General features: G+C 60.4%; 14 protein-coding genes. 8 read left to right on the plus strand and 6 right to left on the minus strand.

Annotated elements, in window-relative coordinates; genetic code table 11:
* Window positions 1–22: 22 nt before the first annotated feature.
* Both J3D54_RS22710 and hppD read left to right on the plus strand, forming a co-directional pair.
* Complete coding sequence (locus tag J3D54_RS22710; protein ID WP_253422888.1) at window positions 23–970, plus strand: DMT family transporter; 948 nt, start codon at window positions 23–25, stop codon at window positions 968–970.
* Window positions 971–1,229: 259 nt separating this feature from the next.
* Window positions 1,230–2,306, plus strand: a complete 1,077-nt coding sequence (gene hppD, locus J3D54_RS22715) for a 4-hydroxyphenylpyruvate dioxygenase (protein ID WP_253422890.1) — start codon at window positions 1,230–1,232, stop codon at window positions 2,304–2,306.
* A 66-nt stretch (window positions 2,307–2,372) separates the two neighbouring features.
* Here hppD and rarD read toward each other — a convergent pair whose 3' ends face one another.
* The 3 genes from rarD to J3D54_RS22730 all read right to left on the minus strand — a co-directional run bounded on the left by rarD (window position 2,373) and on the right by J3D54_RS22730 (window position 5,448).
* Window positions 2,373–3,260 carry an EamA family transporter RarD gene (gene rarD / locus J3D54_RS22720; RefSeq protein ID WP_253422893.1) on the minus strand — a complete coding sequence of 296 codons (888 nt, stop codon included), beginning with the start codon at window positions 3,258–3,260 and terminating at the stop codon, window positions 2,373–2,375.
* 206 nt (window positions 3,261–3,466) lie between these two features.
* Window positions 3,467–4,480, minus strand: coding sequence for an aldo/keto reductase (locus J3D54_RS22725; protein ID WP_253422896.1), 1,014 nt, complete (start codon window positions 4,478–4,480; stop codon window positions 3,467–3,469).
* A gap of 68 nt (window positions 4,481–4,548) precedes the next feature.
* Complete coding sequence (locus tag J3D54_RS22730; RefSeq protein ID WP_253422898.1) at window positions 4,549–5,448, minus strand: LysR family transcriptional regulator; 900 nt, start codon at window positions 5,446–5,448, stop codon at window positions 4,549–4,551.
* Window positions 5,449–5,561: 113 nt separating this feature from the next.
* Between J3D54_RS22730 and J3D54_RS22735 the strand changes: the two genes are divergently transcribed.
* Both J3D54_RS22735 and J3D54_RS22740 read left to right on the plus strand, forming a co-directional pair.
* The gene (locus J3D54_RS22735; protein ID WP_253422901.1) at window positions 5,562–5,936 is read left to right on the plus strand and encodes a hypothetical protein; all 375 of its coding nucleotides are present in this window, start codon (window positions 5,562–5,564) and stop codon (window positions 5,934–5,936) included.
* A 347-nt stretch (window positions 5,937–6,283) separates the two neighbouring features.
* Complete coding sequence (locus J3D54_RS22740; RefSeq protein ID WP_253422905.1) at window positions 6,284–6,643, plus strand: DUF6124 family protein; 360 nt, start codon at window positions 6,284–6,286, stop codon at window positions 6,641–6,643.
* Window positions 6,644–6,879: 236 nt separating this feature from the next.
* Here J3D54_RS22740 and J3D54_RS22745 read toward each other — a convergent pair whose 3' ends face one another.
* Window positions 6,880–8,190 carry an MFS transporter gene (locus J3D54_RS22745; RefSeq protein WP_253422908.1) on the minus strand — a complete coding sequence of 437 codons (1,311 nt, stop codon included), beginning with the start codon at window positions 8,188–8,190 and terminating at the stop codon, window positions 6,880–6,882.
* Between the two features lie 169 nt (window positions 8,191–8,359).
* On the opposite strand from J3D54_RS22745, the gene J3D54_RS22750 reads away from it, so the two are divergent.
* The 4 genes from J3D54_RS22750 to J3D54_RS22765 all read left to right on the plus strand — a co-directional run bounded on the left by J3D54_RS22750 (window position 8,360) and on the right by J3D54_RS22765 (window position 13,990).
* On the plus strand, window positions 8,360–9,472 hold the full coding sequence (locus J3D54_RS22750) for a sugar diacid recognition domain-containing protein (RefSeq protein ID WP_253422910.1): 1,113 nt from the start codon (window positions 8,360–8,362) through the stop codon (window positions 9,470–9,472).
* A gap of 162 nt (window positions 9,473–9,634) precedes the next feature.
* Window positions 9,635–10,777 (plus strand): glycerate kinase, encoded by a 1,143-nt coding sequence (locus J3D54_RS22755; RefSeq protein ID WP_253422912.1) that lies wholly within the window; start codon window positions 9,635–9,637, stop codon window positions 10,775–10,777.
* A 359-nt stretch (window positions 10,778–11,136) separates the two neighbouring features.
* On the plus strand, window positions 11,137–12,762 hold the full coding sequence (locus tag J3D54_RS22760; RefSeq protein WP_253422914.1) for a methyl-accepting chemotaxis protein: 1,626 nt from the start codon (window positions 11,137–11,139) through the stop codon (window positions 12,760–12,762).
* A gap of 40 nt (window positions 12,763–12,802) precedes the next feature.
* Entirely contained in the window at window positions 12,803–13,990 is a 1,188-nt protein-coding gene (locus J3D54_RS22765) for a pyridoxal phosphate-dependent aminotransferase (RefSeq protein WP_253422917.1), read from the plus strand.
* Window positions 13,991–14,130: 140 nt separating this feature from the next.
* Here J3D54_RS22765 and J3D54_RS22770 read toward each other — a convergent pair whose 3' ends face one another.
* Window positions 14,131–15,108 carry a D-glycerate dehydrogenase gene (locus J3D54_RS22770; RefSeq protein ID WP_253422920.1) on the minus strand — a complete coding sequence of 326 codons (978 nt, stop codon included), beginning with the start codon at window positions 15,106–15,108 and terminating at the stop codon, window positions 14,131–14,133.
* Between the two features lie 12 nt (window positions 15,109–15,120).
* Window positions 15,121–16,419: an MFS transporter gene (locus J3D54_RS22775; RefSeq protein ID WP_253422923.1), complete on the minus strand. Its 1,299-nt coding sequence runs from the start codon at window positions 16,417–16,419 to the stop codon at window positions 15,121–15,123.
* Between the last annotated feature and the right edge of the window lie 57 nt (window positions 16,420–16,476).

A 16,476-nucleotide genomic window follows, 5' to 3' on the forward strand; every position in this document is an offset into this window, starting at 1 on the left:
CGATTGCTGGAGGTGGAGACTTATGACTACGTGTGAACAGACCCTTGCGAACTCTTCGGATGTGCCGGTTTATCTGAAACTGGCGGCGGTCACCATGATCTGGGGCGGGACGTTCGTTGCCGGGCGGTTTCTGGCCGACAGCCTCAGTCCGTTATTGGCCGCGAGTTTGCGGTTCATGCTGGCGAGCATGGCGTTGTTGCTATTTCTGCTGCTGGCGCGGGTGCCTTTGGTACGGCCCAGCCCCAGGCAATGGTTGCAACTGGCGCTGTTGGGGTTTTTCGGGATTTTCTTCTACAACCTGTGCTTCTTTTACGGGCTGCATTACATCAATGCGTCTCGGGCATCATTGATCGTTGCGTTGAACCCGGCCGTGATCGGCCTGGCTTCGTGGTTGCTGTTCAAGGAGCGACTGAGCCGGGCGAAAGTGGTCGGTATCGCGATCTGCATTGCTGGCGCCAGCCTGGTGATCGTCAGCCGCAATCCGCAGTTACTGGCCGGCAATGCCGATGCCTGGATTGGCGACTTGTTGATCTTCGGCTGCGTGCTCGGCTGGGGCATTTATTCGCTGTTCTCCAAAGGCCTGAATCAAACACTGGGGCCGGTGCAGACGGTGACGTACTCGATTTTGCTCGGCACGCTGATGCTCTGGGTGACCAGCGCCGTGCGGGGCGAGCTGAGTGTCGCGGCGCTCACCGGACTCGGCACGCAACAATGGTTGAGCCTGATGTACTTGGGCGTGCTGGGCTCGGCATTGGCCTACATTGGTTATTACGACGGCATCCGCAAAATTGGCGCGACGCGCTCGGGCGTGTTCATCGCCTTGAACCCGTTGACTGCTGTTCTTCTCGGCGCGTTGTTGCTGGGCGAACAGCTGACACTGGCGATGTGCCTGGGCGGCGGACTTATCGTGGCGGGGATTTTCCTGTGTAACAAACCGCTTGCGCAGGCCACGAAAAAGGCGATTGTATAAGAAGGCGGACAAACTGATTTACGCTGTGTAGAATCAGGTTACGCATATAAGAATAATCGTCTTCTGGCAGCAGAAGCCTCGCCCGCAAGAGCCTTGGGTCGACAATGAAGATATTTGGGTTTCAATTGATCTACGGTGACTTCCTCGCCCGCAGCGTGCGAGGCATCTCGTGCGCGCCACCCACCGGTCTCAGCATTGCTAGCAACTAACGATCCGTTAATTTCAGCCGTTAATTCTAAAAGCATGATGAGGCGCCAAAATGGCAGATTTATACGAAAACCCAATGGGCCTGATGGGCTTTGAGTTCATCGAATTCGCATCGCCGACCCCGTACACCCTGGAGCCGATCTTCGAGATTATGGGCTTCACCAAGGTCGCGACCCACCGCTCCAAAGACGTGCACCTGTATCGCCAGGGCTCGATCAACCTGATCCTCAACAACGAACCCCACAGCGTGGCCTCGTACTTCGCGGCCGAGCACGGCCCGTCGGTGTGCGGCATGGCGTTCCGCGTCAAGGATTCGCAAAAGGCCTACAAGCGTGCCCTGGAACTCGGCGCCCAGCCGATCCACATTGAAACCGGCCCGATGGAATTGCACCTGCCGGCGATCAAAGGCATCGGCGGCGCGCCGCTGTACCTGATCGACCGTTTCGGCGAAGGCAGTTCGATCTACGACATCGATTTCGTGTTCATCGAAGGCGTGGACCGCAACCCGGTCGGCGCCGGTCTGAAGATCATCGACCATCTGACCCACAACGTGTATCGCGGTCGTATGGCCTACTGGGCCAACTTCTACGAGAAGCTGTTCAACTTCCGCGAAATTCGTTACTTCGACATCAAAGGCGAATACACCGGCCTGACATCCAAAGCGATGACCGCGCCGGACGGCATGATCCGCATCCCGCTGAACGAAGAGTCGTCCAAGGGCGCCGGGCAGATCGAAGAGTTCCTGATGCAGTTCAACGGCGAGGGCATCCAGCATGTGGCGTTCCTCACCGATAACCTGATCGATACTTGGGACCGCCTGAAGAAAATCGGCATGCGCTTCATGACGCCGCCGCCGGACACCTACTACGAAATGCTCGAAGGCCGTTTGCCGAACCACGGCGAGCCGGTCGATCAACTGCAAGCACGGGGCATCTTGCTGGACGGTTCGTCCGAGCCTGGCGACAAGCGTCTGCTGCTGCAGATCTTCTCGGAAACCCTGATGGGGCCGGTGTTCTTCGAGTTCATCCAGCGTAAAGGCGACGACGGTTTCGGCGAAGGCAACTTCAAGGCACTGTTCGAATCCATCGAGCGCGATCAAGTTCGTCGCGGTGTGCTCTCCACCGATTAAGCCGTTCCTGATGTGAAAAAGCCCGGTCAGCAGCCATGCTGGCCGGGCTTTTTTTGAATCATGCAATTACATTGGCCGGCGTCGTTGCCGGACCAGATGCTTGAACCCTTCAAACACCAACACCGCCACCGCCAGCCAGATCGGAATGTAGGTCAGCCATTCGCCGGCCTTGATGCTTTCCCCGAGCAGCAACGCAACGCCCAGCAACAGCACGGGCTCGACGTAACTCAACAACCCGAACAGGCTGAACGGCAGCAGCCGGCTGGCAATGATGTAGACCACCAGCGCCGAAGCACTGATCACCCCGAGCAGCGGAATCAACAGTGACAGCCAAGGATGTTGATCGAAAACGCCAAAACCCTGTTCACCTCCCTGCACGAACCAGAACGCCACCGGCAGCATCAACGCCATGTCCAGCCAGAGCCCGCCAAGGTTGTCCGTGGCCAGGCGTTTGCGCAAGATGAAATAGATCGGATAGCCGATGACCACCAGCAAGGTCGCCCAGGAAAAACCGCCGACCTGATACAACTCGTTGAGCACGCCGAGGCTGGCGAAGAACACGGCGATTTTCTGCAGGTAGGAAAGCCGTTCGCCATAAACGATTCGCCCGGTGAGCACCATGGACAGCGGCAGCAGAAAATACCCCAGCGACACGTCGAGGCTATAGCCGTTTAGCGGCGCCCACATGAACAACCAGAGTTGCAGGCCCAACAACGCTGCAGAGCCGATCAGGCTGATCAGCAACTTCGGCTGGCCGGCCAGCCGCCGAAGAATTTCGACCACGCGTTTCCATTCGCCGGACACCACCATGAACACGGTCATGCACGGCGCGGTCAGCAGCATCCGCCAACCGAAAATCTCCACGCCGCTCAAGGGGGAGAGCAACGACGTGTAGTAATACATGACGGCAAACAGCATCGAGGCTGTGACCGATAGAGCGATACCTTTAGACAAACTGTCCTCGCGGGTTGAAGGTCAAACGGGGCGCGCAGGATACGTGGTTTTTGTGCTGAATATTGGCCGAGTGATCGATATTTTCAACATCGCGGTGGATGTTGAACCGCTATCGCAGGCAAGCCAGCTCCCACAGGGAACTTCGTCGAAGCATCGTCAGCAGATCGACACAAAACCTGTGGGAGCGGGCTTGCCCGCGATAAATCTCAAGCTGTACGCGGTTTACGCCCCGGCACAAAATGGCTCACATCATTGAACCCCGGCGTCGATGCATGCCCCGGTGTGACCAGCGAATCGATAAAGGCTTCATCTTCCGCCGTGATCTTCACCGCCTGCGCCTTGGTGTACCCGTCCCACTGTGCTTCGGTGCGCGGGCCGACGATGGCCGAGGTGACGGCGCTGTTGTTCAGCACCCAGGCGATGGCGAACTCGACGATGCCCACGCCACGGTCCCGGGTGTATTGCTGGATCTGCTGGGCAATGCGCAAAGACTCAACCCGCCATTCGGTTTCCAGGATGCGTTTGTCCTGGCGACCGGCGCGGCTGTTGGCGTCCGGTGTCACATCCGGCGCGTACTTGCCGCTGAGCACACCGCGCGCCAGCGGGCTGTAAGGCACCACGCCGAGGCCATAGTTTTGCGCGGCGGTGATCTGCTCGGTTTCCGCCTGACGGTTGACGATGTTGTACAGCGGCTGGCTGATCACCGGCCTGTCGACGCCGAGTTTGTCGGCCAAACGAATCACTTCGGCGATGCGCCAGCCGCGATAGTTCGACAGGCCCCAGTAGCGGATCTTGCCCTGACGAATCAGATCGCCGATGGCCGACACCGTAACTTCCAGCGGCGTGTTGTGGTCTTCGCGGTGCAGGTAATAGATGTCCAGATAATCGGTGCCCAACCGCGTCAGGCTGGCGTCGATGCCATTGAACAAGTGCTTGCGGCTCAGGCCGGTACGGTTCGGCACACCGTCCACCGGACCGTAGCCGACCTTGGTGGCGAGTACCCATTCGTGGCGGCGACTGGCGATCGCTTCGCCGACGATCTCTTCGGAGCGGCCGTTGGTGTAGACGTCCGCGGTGTCGATGAAGTTGATGCCCTGGTCCCAGGCCTTGCCGATGATTCGCAGGGAATCTTCGGTGCTGGTCTGTTCGCCGAACATCATGGTGCCCAATGTGAGGGTCGACACCTGTAAACCCGAATGACCCAACGTGCGATAGCTCATGACGAAATCCTTTTACCGGTCAGAAAGCCCTAATCAAATACCAGAACCGCTGCGCGGAGCAATCTGAATTATCGACGCAGTGCCTCACAACGCTCCTGCAAGAACGTTTGCAACACCTTGACCCGCTCCGAGACCTGCACCCGATGCGGGCACAGCAAATTGAATGGCACGCTTTCGCCTTGCCAGTCATCGAACAGCGTCACCAGCCGCCCGGCCTGGACATCGGCGGCGACGTCGAGCCAGGCCTTGTAAGCAATGCCATGCCCGGCCAACGCCCAGCGGCGGGCAACTTCGCCGTCATCGCTCAGATAGTCGCCATGCACATCAACCTCCAGCACCTCATCGCCACGGCTGAAACGCCAATGGTTGTAGGGGCGGCCATTGCGCAGGTAGAGCAGGGCGCTGTACTCGCCCAGTTCCTCGGGATGCTGCGGCGTGCCACGGCGGATCAGGTACTCGGGGCTGGCACAGGCCACGCGACGATGCTGCGGCAGAATCGGCAGCGCCACCAGCGTCGAGTCACTCGGCACACCGAAGCGCAGGGCCACATCGACCGTCTCGCGGAACAGGTCGGCATGTCGATCGTTGAGCAATAGCTGCAATTGAATGTTGGGGTGTTGGCGCTTGAAATCATCCAGCCACGGCAACAGCACATTGCGCCCGAAGTCCGACGGCGCCGCCAATTGCAGTACACCGCTCAAGCCTTGGGTCTGTTGCTTGAGTGCCTGTTCACCTTCGGCCAGCGCGGCGAGCGCCAGTCGCACACTTTCCAGATAACGCCGGCCTTCCTCGGTCAGGCGCATGCTTCGCGTGGAACGGGCCAGCAAGCGAATGCCGAGGCGGGTTTCCAGACGTTTGAGGGCGATGCTGGCAGCGGCGGGGGTCAGCTCCAAGGCGCGGGCGGCGGCCGAAATGCTGCCGGAATCGGCGGTGCGGACGAAGATCTCCAGGTCGAGAATCGAGCTCATTGATAAAAATCCTTTAAAGATCCTTCTTTAATACCGGGATTTTTTCGTGATTGGCAAGCCTGGATACTCTAATCAATGAGCCTCTTATCAATGAACAGCCGCAGGAGACGACCATGACGTGGACGTTCGATCATCTGGCCTTCAACACCGCCGACGGCCAGACGCTGCAAGACACCTTCCAGGCTGTGCTGGGATTGACGCCGGGACGCCGCCCGCCATTCCCGTTTCCCGGCCGCTGGTTGTATCAGGATGCACAGGCGCTGGTGCATGTGATCGAGCAGCCGACGTTCGATGAAACGGCGTTGAGCCACATTGCCTTTCGCACCGATGAGGAGGCCGCGACGGTGTTGCAGCGGGTGCAGGCCAGCGGTTTGCCGTATCAGGTGGCGCAGGTGCCGGAGGACGGGATCTGGCAGATTTTCGTGCAGATGCCGGGTGGGTTGGTGATTGAGCTGGATGCCAAAGCAGGAAGTCTGGTGGGTGTTTAACGGCGATGTTTAAAAGACATTTCCAGATACTCACTGAGGCTACATATTCTTGCGCCGCTGCCTACGACTGCGCCAGAATCCGCCGGCTAGTATGCCTTGAGCCCGGGCTGTATCGTTTTCCCTGTCGCTGAAAAACAGCGATCGGGTTTGGTAGCCCGGGATTTTTGTTAGGCGCACAGCTCAACCTTTTTGCAGAGGTTCTCGTCTCTGTTTTATGGTGGTCATGCGCAGGGCGTCTTCGGACGCGCCGGTTTCCTAACGCCCGGTCTACCAACCTGAGCATGGCCGCCACCCATCGTTTGGTAGCGAGGGTGATGGCTCCTTCTATCCTGTTAGGAGTTTCATCTATGTTCAAACCAACGCCAAATCCACCAGAAGCGGACGACGTTTCCCCCTACGAAACCCCCGATTCCAAAAAACTCAACGAAGCCGCTGAGCGCGCCCTCGACCATTACCTCAAACCACCCATCCCCAAAGACACCAAGCGCAAACCCAGCACCATTTACCACGTCGGCCCCAAGGTCGATAACGAAACCCTGCTGGTCAATGCCTGCGAGTCCCTGGCGTCAGCGAGCATGATGCTCAGTGAATTCGCCGGGTTGATGGACATGCCCCATCGCAACGTGATGTTGGGGATTCAATCGGTGGTCATGCTCGGGGAACTGGCCGTCAACCGAGTGCTGGATAACCTCGATCCGCAGAACTGATTGATCCATTGTGGCGAGGGGGCTTGTTGTGGCGAGGGGGCTTGTCGGAACGCCGCACCGCCCCGTTCGGCTGCGCAGCAGTCGTCAATCCGATGTATGCGATTTCTCTGACACACCGCGGTTACAGGTTTTGGGGTCGCTTCGCAACCCGACGGGGGCGAGCCCCCTCGCCACGAAAGCAGTTGTGCATCCTTGAAATGAAGAACGGCCCGAATGGGCCGTTTTTTTGCTGAATCTTAAACCCGCAACGTCCGCGTCATGCGCAACGCCAGCAAACTCCCGCCCACAATCACACCCGCCAGCAGGTACAACGCCGCATCGGTCGTCCCGGTGCTGTCCTTGACCCAACCCACCAGGTACGGGCTAAGGAAACCCGCCATCTGCCCCATGGAGTTAATCAACGCCAACCCACCGGCCGCCGCGCCAGCACTCAACAGCGCAGTCGGCACTGGCCAGAACATCGGCAAGCCGGTGAGGGCGCCCATGGTGGCGATGGTCAGGCCAAGAATCGCGATGGCTGGCGTGGCGGCGAAGTTCACGGCGATCAACAGACCCGCCGCGCCCATCAGCATCGGCACCACCAAATGCCAGCGACGTTCTTTGCGCAGGTCCGCCGAGCGCCCGACCATCAACATGAACAGCGCCGCCAGCAGGTACGGAATCGCGCTGAGCCAGCCAATCACCAGGTTGTCGCTGAAACCGAGGTTCTTGATGATCGACGGCAACCAGAAGTTGATCGCATAGACGCCGCTCTGGATGCAGAAGTAGATCAAACCAAAGGCCCAGATCGCCGGGTTCTTGAACACGGCCAGCAGCGAGTCGGTGGAGGTTTTCGGTTTGTTGGCCAGGTCTTCGGCGTGGTCGGCTTCCAGCACCGAACGCTCGAACGGCGTGAGCCATTTGGCGTTGGCGTAACTGTCGCTTAGTAGAAAGTAGGCGAGGGCGCCGAGAGTAATAGTCGGAATGCCTTGCAGCAGGAACATCCACTGCCAGCCCGCCAGACCCGCCTGGCCTGCGCCAAAGTGATTGAGAATCCAGCCGGAAAACGGGCTGCCGAGCAGGCCAGACACTGGGATTGCCGACATGAACAGCGCCATGATGCGGCCCCGGCGGAAGGTCGGGAACCACTGCGAGAGGTAGAGCACCACGCCCGGGAAGAACCCGGCTTCGGCCGCACCGGTGAACAGGCGCAGGGTGTAGAACTCGGTCGGTGTGGTGACGAACAGCAGGCAGGTCGAGAGCGTGCCCCAAACGATCATCATCAGTGCGATCCAGCGCCGTGGGCCGAATTTGCTCAGCGCCAGGTTGCTCGGCACGCCGCACAGCACGTAGCCGATAAAGAAGATTCCGGCGCCGAGGCCGTACACGGTTTCGCTGAATTTCAGCGCGTCGAGCATCTGCAGTTTGGCAAACCCGACGTTCACCCGGTCGAGGTAATTGAACAGGTAGCAGATGAAGATGAAGGGGATCAAACGCAGGGTAATGCGTTTGTAGACGGCGTTCTTGTCGTCAGCGTTGGCCAGGGTAGCGGTGGCGCTCTGTGACATGGCGGGCTCTCTCTTTATTATGATTTTTTGCGACGCAAGGGTAACGTTGATCGCCCAGTGAGTCTCGGCCACCCCTTGGGTGGTTGTCTTTGTGCCTGAGCACAGGGTTTGCGACCAACGCCTGTGCGGCTGAACAACCCGTCCCGTCACGTTTTCAAGGATCCGCGCTATGTTCGAACTCGATCACGACCTGGCCCAGGACATCGTCGACCGGGCGATGGCCATCCTGCCCTATAACGTCAATGTCATGGACAGTCAGGGGCTGATTCTCGGCAGCGGCGAGCCAGAGCGCATCAACACCCGTCACGAAGGCGCGCAACTGGTGCTGGCCAACGGGCGGGTGGTGGAGATCGACGCGCAGACCGCGATTCACCTCAAAGGCGTGCAGCCGGGCATCAATCTGCCGCTGTTGCTCGATCAGCGTTTGATCGGTGTGTTGGGTATCACCGGCGAACCGGAGCAATTGCGCACCTACGCCGAACTGGTGCGCATGACCGCTGAGATGCTGGTGGGCCAGCGCAATCAGCAGGCCGAGCAGCAATGGCGGCGCCAGCGTTGCGACGATCTGTTGGCATTGCTGTTGAGCGAAGCGGGGGATTCACCGCGGTTACTGGATGAAGCGCAGCAACTGGGGCTCAAGCCGCAGCTGACGCGGGTGCCGTATCTGTTCGAGTTGGGCATGGAACACGGCCCGAGTCAGACCGTCGACGCGCTGAGCGCCTGGTTGATGTCGCGCTACCCGGACAGTTGGTGCGTGAGCTCGGCCAAATCTTCGTTGCTCTGGTGCCGCCCGGCTCTGCCTGCGGTCGATAACGAACGGCTGCTGGAGAAGCTCGACGGCCTGGGCTGGAACATTTTGCGCATCGCCGTGGGCGGGCAGGCCGATGGCTTGTCGGGCTTGCGCCGCTGCTATCGGCGGGTCGGCGATTTGCTGGCTTATGGGCGTGATGTGCTGCCGCATTCGCGCTTGTTGATGCTGAACCGTTATCGGCTGCCGGTGATGCTCTGGCGGCACCGCGACGACGATGCGCTGGATGAACTGCTGCAGCCGCTGCGTAAAGTCATCGCCAAGGATGGCAACGGCCAGTTGCTGGCGACCCTGCGCAGTTGGTGCGAACACGACGGCCAGAGCCAGGCTTGCGCCGATGCCTTGGGCATCCATCGCAACAGTTTGCGTTATCGCATGGAGCGGATCGCCGAGTTGAGTGGGGTTGATCCGTTGCGGTTGGATGGGATGTTGGCGCTGTATCTGGGGGTTCAGCTTCTGCCGCAAACCGATTAGAGAGATGGTGATTGTAAGGACGCCTTCGCGGGCTGGCCCAATCGCTATCAATCCTGGGTTTTGTGAAAATGAACAATAATCCTCTTGCCCGCTTGTGCAGCGGACCGGCGTTATTGTTCAAGCCTGCTGGCAGCATGGACGCATTGGAACTGGAGAATTCGCATGAAAATCGTCATTGCCCCCGATTCGTTCAAGGACAGCCTCAGTGCCCAGGGGGTGGCCGATGCCATTGCGCAGGGGTTGGCGCAGGTCTGGCCAGACGCACAGTTGCTCAAGTGCCCGATGGCTGATGGCGGCGAAGGCACGGTCGAATCGATTCTGGCCGCATGCGACGGCGAACTGCGCCGCACCCGTGTTCGCGGGCCATTGGGCGCCACGGTCGATGCCGCTTGGGGCTGGCTGGCGCAGAGTCATACCGCGATTATCGAAATGGCCGAGGCCAGTGGCTTGCAATTGGTGCCACTTAACCTGCGTGATGCCTGCACCAGCAGCACCTTCGGCACCGGTGAATTGATCCGCGCCGCGCTGGATGCCGGGGCGCAACGGGTGATTCTGGCGATCGGCGGCAGCGCCACCAACGACGGCGGCGCCGGAGCGATGCAGGCTTTGGGGGTGAAACTGCTGGACGCTCAGGGCCAAACCCTGGCGCCGGGTGGTCTGGCGCTGGCGCAATTGGCCCGTCTCGATCCGAGCGACATCGACCCGCGTCTGGCCGAGGTGCGTTTCGACATCGCCGCCGACGTCAATAATCCGCTGTGCGGCCCGCACGGTGCGTCAGCGATTTTCGGCCCGCAGAAAGGCGCGTCGCCCGAGCAAGTCCAGCAACTGGACTACGCCCTCGGGCACTTTGCCGAGCTCTGCGCGCAAGCTCTGGTCAAGGACGTGCGCGATGAGCCGGGCAGCGGTGCGGCGGGCGGCCTGGGGTTTGCCGCGAAGGCGTTTCTCGGCGCGCAATTCCAGGCCGGTGTAGACGTGGTCGCCGAACTGGTGGGGCTGGCCGAGGCGGTTAAAGGCGCCGACCTGGTGATCACCGGCGAAGGCCGTTTCGATGCCCAGACATTGCGCGGCAAAACCCCGTTTGGCGTGGCGCGCATTGCACGCCAGCACGGCGTGCCGGTCATCGTCATGGCCGGCACCTTGGGCGAGGGGTATCAGGCCTTGTACGCGCATGGCATCGATGCGGCTTTTGCATTGGCAAGCGGACCGATGACCCTGGAACAGGCCTGCGCCGAGGCGCCGCGATTGCTGCGTGAGCGCGCCAGTGATATCGCGCGGGTGTGGCGGGTGGCGGCCCGCAAGGCCTGACCCAATCCTCAGCAGAAAGAAATCCCTGTGGCGAGGGAGCTTGCTCCCGCTCGGTTGCGCAGCAGCCGTAAATTTTTTGGGGCCGCTGCGCAGCCCAGCGGGAGCAAGCGCCCTCGCCACAAAGGCTACTGCGCAAAGCCGACCTGCGCGCAACATCTGTTTCACCGCTGAAACACTCTGCCGCCCTTGAAAAATATTTCTCCAGCCCCCTGCAACAATCCTAAACCCCGGCCGATACAACCAATAGGCGCACACAAACCTATTAAAACAGTGGCGCCAAACTGCAAGGTGCGCGCCATCGCCCGCCCGCCAGTGATCACGGCAAGGATGCTCGTCGCTTCAACTACCGAGATCATCCTATGTCACTGCGTAATCTGAAAATCGCGCCTCGAGCTTTCCTCGGTTTCGCCTTCATCGCCTTGCTGGTCATCGTGCTGGGTGTGTTTGCCGTGAACCGCATGTCGATCATCCGACAGGCCTCTGTGGATATGGAAAGCAATCAGCTACCCAGCGTCGGCTTCCTGGGTGTCATGACCGAAAACGTGCTGCGTCTGCGCATTCTCTCGTTCCGGGTTCTGGTGAACCGTGAGCCCGCGAGCCTGCAAGAAGCAGAAACCCGAATCGGGATACTGGTGGACAAGGTCAAGCAAGCACAGGCTGGTTATGCGGCATTGCCGGCCGGCGATGAGGAAGCGGCGTTATTCAAGACATTCTCGGCCACGCTGGACAAATACCTGCAAGCGGTGCGCGAGATGATGGAGCTTTCGCGGCAGAACAAACTGGATGAAATGCTCAACCTGATCAACACCCGGGTCAAGGACGGTACCGATCAGATGGGCGAGCAGTTGAACAAGTTGATTGCCATCAACAAGGCTGGCGCGACTGCGGCCGACGCCCAGGCCAAAGAGCAGTTTGCCTTTGCCACCAATGGCATCATCGTGGTCTCGGTGGTCGCTGCCCTGATGACCGTGCTGCTGGCCTGGCTGTTGACCCGCAGCATCCTCACGCCGCTGAACCGTGCGGTGCTGGCGGCGGAAACCATTGCCGGCGGCAATCTGAGCAAGGCCATCGAAGTCGACGGCAACGATGAACCGGCGCGTTTGCTCGGCGCCTTGGCCACCATGCAGACGAACTTGCGCAAGACCATCGAACAAATCGCCGGCTCAGCGACGCAACTGGGCGCCGCCGCTGAAGAACTCAGCACCGTGACCCAGGAAGCGTCTCGCGGGCTGCAACAGCAGAACAATGAAATCGAACAGGCCGCCACCGCCGTCAACGAAATGACAGCCGCCGTGGAAGAAGTGGCGCGCAATGCGGTGTCGACCTCCGAAGCCTCGAACCAGTCGACCGCAGCCGCTCGTGAAGGTCGTGACCGGGTGGTGGAAACCGTCGATGCGATTCAGACCATGACCCACGACGTGCAAAACACCGCGTTGATGATCGAAGGCCTGGCCGCTCAGGGCCGCGACATCGGCAAAGTGCTGGACGTGATCCGCGCCATTGCCGAGCAGACCAACCTGCTGGCCCTCAACGCCGCCATCGAAGCCGCCCGTGCCGGGGAGGCCGGGCGTGGCTTTGCGGTGGTGGCGGACGAAGTCCGGGCGCTGGCCCATCGCACCGCGCAATCGACCCAGGAAATCGAAAAAATGGTCGCCGGCATTCAGAACGGTACAGGCGAAGCGGTGTCGTCGATGCAGCAAAGCAATCAGCGCACCCAAAGCACCCTGGAAATGGCCCGCGCCGCCGGTGTCGCCCTGGAACAGATCACCCAATCGATTCACTTGATCAACGAACGCAACCTGGTGATCGCCAGCGCCTCGGAAGAACAGGCTCAGGTGTCCCGTGAAGTTGACCGCAACCTGGTGAACATCCGCGACCTGGCCACTCAGTCGGCCGCCGGTGCCAACCAGACCAGCGCCGCCACCCATGAACTGTCACGCCTGGCGGTAAATTTGAACGCAATGGTGGCGCGTTTCGTGATTTGAGATAGGGTTGAAACTGGACCTCGCGCGTTAGGAGACGTACATGCGCTATTCAGCCTTGACCCAACGAATCGACGGTGAAGGAGCCGCAGCCTGGAAGATTCACGATCGAGCGCTGGAATTGCGAGAGCAGGGCGTCGACGTGCTGCTGCTTTCTATCGGCGACCCGGATTTCGACACGCCGCTGCCGATCGTTCACGCCGCGATCGACAGCCTGTTGGCCGGCGACACCCATTATTCCGATGTTCGCGGCAGCCGAACGCTGCGCAGCAGCATCGCCAACCGGCATCAGCGACGCAGTGGCCAGGAGGTGGACGCCGACCATGTGATCGTGCTGCCCGGTGCGCAGTGTGCGGTGTATTCGGTTGCGCAATGCCTGCTCGATCCGGGTGATGAAGTGATCGTCGCCGAGCCGATGTACGTCACCTATGAAGGTGTATTCGGTGCCTGCGGCGCCAGGGTGGTGCCAGTGGCGGTGCGTCCGGAAAACGGCTTTCGGGTCGAACCGGCGGATGTCGCGGCGCTGATCACCGATAAAACCCGAGCCATTCTGCTCAACAGTCCGAACAACCCTTCCGGCGCCAGCCTGTCCTTGAACATCTGGCAGGAACTGGCGGCGCTGTGCGTGCGCCATGACCTGTGGCTGATCAGCGATGAGGTCTACAGCGATTTGTTGTATGAGGGCGAGCACATCAGCCCGGCCAGCCTGCCGGGCATGGCCGAGCGCACCGCGACCGTTAACAGCTTGTCCAAATCCCATGCCATGACCGGCTGGCGGGTGGGCTGGATGATCGGCCCGAAACCACTGGCCGATCACGTGATGCATCTGTCGTTGTGCATGCTGTTCGGGATTCCGGATTTCGTCCAGAACGCCGCGCAAGCAGCACTCGATAAGGACTTGCCGGAAGTGGCGCTGATGCGCGAGGAATATCGCCAGCGTCGCGATCTGGTGTGTGCGAGGTTGAGCGGTTGCCCCGGTATCCGGGCGATCAAACCCGATGGCGGGATGTTCGTGATGGTCGATGTGCGCCAGACCGGGCTCGCTGCCCAGGATTTTGCCGAGCGCCTGCTGGAAGGCTATGGCGTCTCGGTGCTGGCCGGCGAAGCCTTTGGGCCAAGCGCGGCGGGGCATATTCGCATCGGGTTGGTGGTGGACCAGGTGAGACTGGCGGATGCATGTCGGCGGATTGCCTTGTGTGCGGTGGATTTGCTGCAGGCGCGGCGGGCCTGAGAGATGTGTGTTGTTCGGCCTAATCGCGAGTAGGCTCGCTCCCACAGGGGATCTGCTTTAGGCACAAATTCGGTGTACGCCGCAGATTCAATGTGGGAGCGAGCCTGCTCGCGATAGCTATCTGACAAACACCAAAGCCCTTAACCCTTCCACGCTCCGGTATTCACCAGATTCACCGGCCGCTCACCCGCCAACGCCGCCAACAGATTATCCACCGCACACCTTGCCATCGCCTCCCGCGTCTCATGGGTCGCCGACCCCATGTGCGGCGTCGCCACCACGTTGTTCAACTGCAACAACGGCGAGTCATGGCTCAGCGGTTCGCGCTCGAATACGTCCAGCCCGGCAGCGCGAATCCGGTTCTGCTGCAACGCTTCGATCAACGCCGCTTCGTCCACCACCTTGCCCCGTGAAATATTGATGAAGATGCTCTGCGGGCGCATCAAGGCGAACTCCCTGGCACCGATCAGATTTTCGGTTTCAGCGGTCAGCGGCAGGGTCAGGCAAATGAAATCGGCCTGTTGCAACAACTCGCTCAGGCTGCGGTATTGCGCGTTGAAGCGCTGTTCCACCGCTGGTTTCGGCGATTGGCTGTGATACACAACCGGCATGCCAAAGCCGAAGTGCCCACGTTGCGCCAACGCTTCGCCAATCCGCCCCATGCCGATGATGCCCAACGTTTTGCCGTGCACATCGCTGCCGAAATGCGCCGGGCCGATGTTGCGGTTCCACTGGCCGGCACGAACCATATTCGCCAGTTCCACCACACGCCGGGCGGTGGCCAGGATCAGCGCGAAACCGGTGTCGGCGGTGGTTTCGGTCAACACGTCGGGCGTATTGCTGAGCAGGATCCGCCGTTCGGTCAGGTAGTCGATGTCGTAGTTGTCGACGCCCACGGACACGCTGGCAATCGCTTCCAGGCTCGGCGCCAGATCCAGTAACCCGGCGTCCAGCTTCAGACTGGCGCCAAGCAGCCCTTGGGCGCGGGGCAGGACCTGACGCAGCTTGGCCAGGCCCTCAGCGTCGAGGCTGTCGATCAACGTCACCTCGGTCTGCTCATGCAGGCGAGCCATCAGCAGCGGCGAGAGTTTCTTGTACAGCACAACCTGCTTTTTCATATCAACATCCATTCAGGAATGAGCCGCCGCCGGCCGGGGCGCAGCAGCTTTGGCCACGACCCGGTCACTGGCGCCGGGCTTGAGGAAAATCGTCAGCACCACCGAGAGCATCAAGGCGCCGCTCATCAGCAGATAAGACGCACCGGGCGACCCGGTGGAGCTGTTCAGGTAACCGACCAGATACGAACCGCCAAACGAGCCGAGCGCGCCCATACTGTTGATCAACGCCATGGCGCCACCGGCGACGTTGGCCGGAAGGATTTCCGGGACGATGGCGAAAAACGGCCCGTATGGGGCATACATGCAGGCGCCGGCAATCACCAGCAGGGTGTAGGACCACCAGAAATGTTCAGCACCCAAGGCGTAAGAACCGTAGAACGCGATGGAGGCAATCAGCAGCGGCGGCCAGACGAAACGTTTGCGCTTCTGCAATTTGTCCGAGCCCCAGGACACCAGCAGCATGCCGATCACTGCCGCTAGGTACGGCAACGCCGACAGCCAGCCCGCCTCGATCATGTCCATTTGCGCGCCGGCCTTGAGGATCGACGGCAGCCACAGTACGAAGCCGTAGACGCCGATGCTCCAGCAGAAGAACTGCAACGCCAGGATGATCACTTTCGGCGAGCGGAAGGCTTCGGCATAGTTTTTCACCGCTTTGATGCCGACCTGTTCGGCGGCCAGGGCGCTTTCCAGATCTTGCTTCTCCTGGCCGGTCAGCCATTTGGCCTGGGCCGGACGGTCATCGGCCAGACGCCACCAGATAAACGCCCACAGCACCGCCGGCAGCCCTTCGATGATGAACATCCAGCGCCAGCTGAAATGCTGCACCAGATAGCCCGACACCACCGACATCCAGAGCATGGTCACCGGGTTGCCGAGTATCAGAAAAGTGTTGGCGCGCGAGCGTTCGGCACGGGTGAACCAGTGGCACAGGTACACCAGCATCGCCGGCATCACCGCGGCTTCGACCACTCCGAGCATGAACCGGATCACAATCAGCCAGTAAGCGTTGGAGACGACCCCGGTCAGTGTCGCCAGGCCGCCCCAGAGGATCAGGCTGACGAAAATCAGCTTCTTCACGCTGTGCTTCTGGGCGTAGATCGCGCCCGGAATCTGGAAGAAGAAATAACCGAGGAAGAACAGCGCGCCGAGCAAGGAAGAAAGGCCTGGGGTGATCATCAGGTCCTTGGCCATCCCGGAGGCGGCGGCAAATCCGTAGTTGGCGCGGTCCAGATACGCCAGGCTGTAGGTGATGAACACGATGGGCATGATGTACCACCAGCGGCGGGTGGCCAGTGTTGCGGTTTTCATGGTGATGCTCCTGAGCTTGTTGTTTTTGTCGCAGCAGGTAACGGTTTAATTGTTGCG

It is taken from the genome of Pseudomonas sp. GGS8, assembly GCF_024168645.1.
Classification (GTDB): Bacteria; Pseudomonadota; Gammaproteobacteria; order Pseudomonadales; family Pseudomonadaceae; genus Aquipseudomonas.

Excerpts from the sequence above, each read along its gene's own strand:
- J3D54_RS22710 (WP_253422888.1), top strand. The coding sequence starts at position 23 with ATGACTACGTGTGAACAGACCCTTGCGAACTCTTCGGATGTGCCGGTT.
- hppD (WP_253422890.1), top strand. The coding sequence starts at position 1,230 with ATGGCAGATTTATACGAAAACCCAATGGGCCTGATGGGCTTTGAGTTC.
- J3D54_RS22725 (WP_253422896.1), bottom strand. The coding sequence starts at position 4,480 with ATGAGCTATCGCACGTTGGGTCATTCGGGTTTACAGGTGTCGACCCTC.
- J3D54_RS22730 (WP_253422898.1), bottom strand. The coding sequence starts at position 5,448 with ATGAGCTCGATTCTCGACCTGGAGATCTTCGTCCGCACCGCCGATTCC.
- J3D54_RS22735 (WP_253422901.1), top strand. The coding sequence starts at position 5,562 with ATGACGTGGACGTTCGATCATCTGGCCTTCAACACCGCCGACGGCCAG.
- J3D54_RS22740 (WP_253422905.1), top strand. The coding sequence starts at position 6,284 with ATGTTCAAACCAACGCCAAATCCACCAGAAGCGGACGACGTTTCCCCC.
- J3D54_RS22745 (WP_253422908.1), bottom strand. The coding sequence starts at position 8,190 with ATGTCACAGAGCGCCACCGCTACCCTGGCCAACGCTGACGACAAGAAC.
- J3D54_RS22750 (WP_253422910.1), top strand. The coding sequence starts at position 8,360 with ATGTTCGAACTCGATCACGACCTGGCCCAGGACATCGTCGACCGGGCG.
- J3D54_RS22755 (WP_253422912.1), top strand. The coding sequence starts at position 9,635 with ATGAAAATCGTCATTGCCCCCGATTCGTTCAAGGACAGCCTCAGTGCC.
- J3D54_RS22760 (WP_253422914.1), top strand. The coding sequence starts at position 11,137 with ATGTCACTGCGTAATCTGAAAATCGCGCCTCGAGCTTTCCTCGGTTTC.
- J3D54_RS22765 (WP_253422917.1), top strand. The coding sequence starts at position 12,803 with ATGCGCTATTCAGCCTTGACCCAACGAATCGACGGTGAAGGAGCCGCA.
- J3D54_RS22770 (WP_253422920.1), bottom strand. The coding sequence starts at position 15,108 with ATGAAAAAGCAGGTTGTGCTGTACAAGAAACTCTCGCCGCTGCTGATG.
- J3D54_RS22775 (WP_253422923.1), bottom strand. The coding sequence starts at position 16,419 with ATGAAAACCGCAACACTGGCCACCCGCCGCTGGTGGTACATCATGCCC.